This is a genomic window from Shigella sp. FC1967 (assembly GCF_001743005.1).
In the GTDB taxonomy this organism is placed as follows: Bacteria; Pseudomonadota; Gammaproteobacteria; order Enterobacterales; family Enterobacteriaceae; genus Proteus.
Window position 1 is genome coordinate 1 of the sequence record NZ_MIIZ01000730.1, and the last position, 4000, is coordinate 4000.

The 4000-nt window shown below is 41.3% G+C and carries 5 protein-coding genes; all 5 read left to right on the top strand.

Features of this window, described 5'->3' with window-relative positions; translation table 11 throughout:
* The coding region (locus BHE89_RS11305; RefSeq protein WP_286146078.1) for a formate dehydrogenase N subunit beta transmembrane domain-containing protein at nucleotides 1-283 on the top strand (283 nt) is incomplete at its 5' end.
* Nucleotides 280-936 carry a formate dehydrogenase cytochrome b556 subunit gene (fdoI, locus tag BHE89_RS11310; protein WP_069367373.1) on the top strand — a complete coding sequence of 219 codons (657 nt, stop codon included), beginning with the start codon at nucleotides 280-282 and terminating at the stop codon, nucleotides 934-936. The genes BHE89_RS11305 and fdoI, both read left to right, overlap by 4 nt.
* Before the next feature lie 206 nt (nucleotides 937-1142).
* A complete protein-coding gene (gene fdhE, locus BHE89_RS11315) occupies nucleotides 1143-2063 on the top strand; it encodes a formate dehydrogenase accessory protein FdhE (protein WP_069367374.1) in 921 nt (306 codons plus the stop codon).
* Nucleotides 2064-2078: 15 nt separating this feature from the next.
* On the top strand, nucleotides 2079-3470 hold the full coding sequence (gene selA / locus BHE89_RS11320; protein WP_069367375.1) for an L-seryl-tRNA(Sec) selenium transferase: 1392 nt from the start codon (nucleotides 2079-2081) through the stop codon (nucleotides 3468-3470).
* A partial coding sequence (selB, locus tag BHE89_RS11325; RefSeq protein ID WP_128860489.1) for a selenocysteine-specific translation elongation factor occupies nucleotides 3467-4000 on the top strand: 534 nt, incomplete at its 3' end. The genes selA and selB, both read left to right, overlap by 4 nt.

Below are 4000 nucleotides of genomic sequence, written 5' to 3' on the forward strand. Positions count from 1 at the left end.
GGGGGGTACACACGTAATGTATGTTCTCCATCATGCTGACAAACCCAATCTGTACCACGGTTTACCAGAAAACCCAGAAATTAGCTCTACCGTTAAATTCTGGAAAGGTATTTGGAAACCCTTGGCTGCTGTTGGTTTTGCCGCAACCTTCGCAGGTGCTATTTTCCACTATTTAGGTGTCGGTCCAAACCGTACCACTGAAGAAGATGAAGAAGAAGCACTCAAAGAGATGGAAGCATCTTCTAAAACACAGACCTCTGTGAAGAAGGAGGAGCAGAAATGATGAAGAAGAAAGGTGATAAAATTCTTCGCCATACCGCATCAGAGCGTATAAACCACTGGGTTGTTGTGATTGTCTTTCTGTTCACAGCAATCAGCGGATTGGGTTTCTTCTTCCCATCTCTGAACTGGTTCATGAATATTTTAGGAACACCAGAATTGTCGCGTCTGTTACACCCATTTGTGGGTAGTGCTATGGCAATTCTCTTTATCTTTATGTTCTTCAGATACTTGAAGTATAACTTTATCGATAAAGATGACTTAGTCTGGGCTAAAAATATTCATAAAGTGCTACAAAATGAAGAAGCTGGCGATATCGGTCACTACAATTTAGGTCAGAAAGGCATTTACTGGATGTTAAGTATCAGTCTAATCTTACTGACCGTCAGTGGCATTATCATTTGGCGTCCTTATTTCGCCGAGTATTTCTCGATCCCAGTGATTAGAATTGCCTTATTAGTTCACTCATTATCAGCAATTTTACTGATAATCACCGTATTTGTTCACGCTTATGCGGCATTCTGGGTGAAAGGGTCAATTCGTAGCATGATTGAAGGCTGGGTAACGCGTGGCTGGGCTAAAAAGCACCACCCTCGTTGGTATCGTGAAATTCTCGAAGAAGAGAAAAAAGAAGCCGAAAAGCAGTCAGAGAAATAATACTCTAAAGTCTATTTCTGAACAAACGGAGGCTTGATCAGCCTCGTTTTTTATTCACTTTACGCCCGTTTTTAAGACGTAAAAAACAATAAAATCACGCTATTATTACCCACTGTCATGGCTTCATGTTTGCTTTTGATTTATTCTGAAACCAAACCCTGTGGGTATTCACTATAAAATTTATGATAATAGGAAGATAGAACGTTATGAGTATTCGCATCGTTCCTAAAGAGCAATTAGGTAAAGAACCATCAGAAAAAGGGATTAGTTTTATTCCTCCCGTATTATTCCCGAATCTGAAAAACCTTTATCAACGTCGTGCAGAACGTTTTCAAGCACTAGCAAAAGATAATCCTTTTGCAGACTACCTTGAATTTGCGGCAGAAATTGTCAAGGCTCAAGAAAAAGCACTTCATGACAATCCACTCATCATCGATCTTGCTCCACTTATGACACAGCAAATCGGTGCCGCGCCTTTAGATAGAAAAACATTCAAACGCAGTAAACATTGGCATGCTTTATTAGCTTCAATTATTGCTGAATTACGTCCCGTTGTGCCTGAAAGTGCCACTATCACTTTAGAAAATCTTTCTAAAGCTTCTGAAACTGAATTAGAAGAGATGGCAACAGCATTACTTAATGATGAATATTCAAAAGTCTCAGCAGATAAATCTGTCTTTATTTGGGCAGCATTGTCTCTTTATTGGGCACAATTAGCGGCAAATATTCCAGGTAAAGCCAAGACAGAATACGGTGAAAATCGTCAATTTTGCCCAGTTTGTAACAGTATGCCTGTGGCAAGCATGGTACAAATCGGCACAACACAAGGTTTACGTTATTTACACTGTAATTTATGTGAAACACAGTGGCATGTTGTACGCATTAAATGCACCAACTGTGAATTAACGGGTAAATTAAATTACTGGTCTTTAGACAGCGAAAATGCCCCAGTAAAAGCAGAAAGCTGTGGTGATTGTGGAAGCTATCTGAAAATTTTATATCAAGAAAAAGATGCCAATGTGGATGCTGTCGCTGACGATTTAGCCTCTATTGTTCTTGATGCAAAAATGGAAGAAGAAGGCTTTGCTCGTAGTAGCATTAATCCATTCCTGTTCCCGAACGAATGATAATTAGGTATTAGAATGACAAATGATATGCGCTCACTTTATAGTCAACTACCGTCTATTGATAAATTACTGCACCAAGCAGACATCCAAGCCTTAGTGGCTTCTTATGGTCAGACATTTATTGCAGAGCATTTACGAAAGTTACAAGAAGAAGCGCGTATCATTATTCGCCAAAAAAACACGTTACCCCAATGGCATAATCATTGGGTAGATGAATTAAAAAATCGTATTACATTACAACGAAAATCCTCAATTAGACCTGTTTTCAATTTAACAGGCACTGTTTTACACACTAATTTAGGGCGTGCATTAATGGCAGAATCCGCCATTGAAGCGGTTAGCCAAGTTATGCGATCACCTGCAACCTTAGAGTATTCTCTTGATGGGGCTTCAAGAGGACACCGCGATCGCGCGATCGCAGATTTGTTATGTGACTTAACGGGGGCAGAAGATGCTTGTATCGTTAATAACAATGCCGCGGCTGTTTTATTGATGCTCGCAACGGTTGCACCTCATAAAGAGGTCGTTGTTTCTCGTGGTGAATTAGTAGAGATTGGTGGCGCTTTTCGTATCCCTGATGTGATGACACAAGCAGGTTGTACACTCAAAGAGGTGGGAACAACAAACCGTACTCACCTTAAAGATTATCGTAACGCCATTAATGAAAATACCGGTTTGCTAATGAAAGTTCATACGAGCAATTATTGTATTCAAGGTTTTACAGCAGAAGTCCATGGCGACGAACTTGCCGCGCTTGGCAAAGAGATGAATTTACCCACCGCTATCGATTTGGGCAGTGGCTCAATGACTCATTTAGCCGCCTTAGGTTTACCTTCCGAGCCAATGCCTCAAGATTATCTGCAACAAGGTATCGACCTTGTTACCTTCTCGGGCGATAAATTATTAGGTGGCCCACAAGCTGGGATAATCTTAGGTAAAAAAGTGTGGATTGAGGCTATTCAACGCCATCCTTTAAAGCGTGCATTACGTGTTGATAAAATGACATTAGCGGCTTTAGGCGCCACATTACGCCTTTACCAACAACCTGAAAAAATGGCGGTTGAGATCCCGACATTACGTTTGTTAACGCGGACACAAACAGAAATTAATGATATGGCGCAACGGTTATTGCCTCATTTTCAGGCATATTATGGGGATAACTACCATATCACGGTATCCTCATGTGCTTCTCAAATAGGCAGTGGTTCATTACCTATTGAAAGTTTGCCAAGTGCGGCACTGACCTTTGAAGCCAAAGATGGAAAAGGTAGCCAGTTAGATGCGCTAGCTGCGCATTGGCGTAATTTAGAAAAGCCAATTATTGGTCGAATTACTGATGGTCGCCTGTGGCTTGATCTGCGCTGTCTTGAGGATGAAAATGCATTAATACAGGCACTTTTACTATGATTTTTGCGACAGCAGGTCACGTAGACCACGGAAAAACCACTCTTATACAGGCCATTACTGGGGTAGATACGACCCATTTACCTGAAGAGAAAAAGCGCGGCATGACCATCGATTTAGGTTATGCCTATTGGCGTCAAGATGATGGAACCTCAATAGGTTTTGTGGATGTTCCTGGCCATGAGAAATTCCTTTCAAATATGCTCGCAGGTGTTGGTGGGATCTCTCATGCACTATTAATTGTGGCTTGTGACGATGGCGTTATGGCACAAACCATCGAACATATTTCTATTTTACGTCTTGCTGGCTGTCCTCAAGTTACCGTTATTCTCACCAAAGCCGATCGCGTTACACCTGAGCGAATAGAAGAAGTTCGTTCACAAACAATCGATGTATTAGCCAATTTAGGCTGGCAACAACCTGATATTTTTGTCACTTCAGCCCCTTCTGGTGAAGGTATTCCAGCGCTTCGTAACTACCTTGTTGAGTTGCATCAGCAAGAGCAACAGCATCCTCAATGGCATAAGCGTTTT

Coding starts and splice junctions, on each gene's coding strand:
- selA (WP_069367375.1), top strand. CDS start 2,079: ATGACAAATGATATGCGCTCACTTTATAGTCAACTACCGTCTATTGAT.
- fdoI (WP_069367373.1), top strand. CDS start 280: ATGATGAAGAAGAAAGGTGATAAAATTCTTCGCCATACCGCATCAGAG.
- fdhE (WP_069367374.1), top strand. CDS start 1,143: ATGAGTATTCGCATCGTTCCTAAAGAGCAATTAGGTAAAGAACCATCA.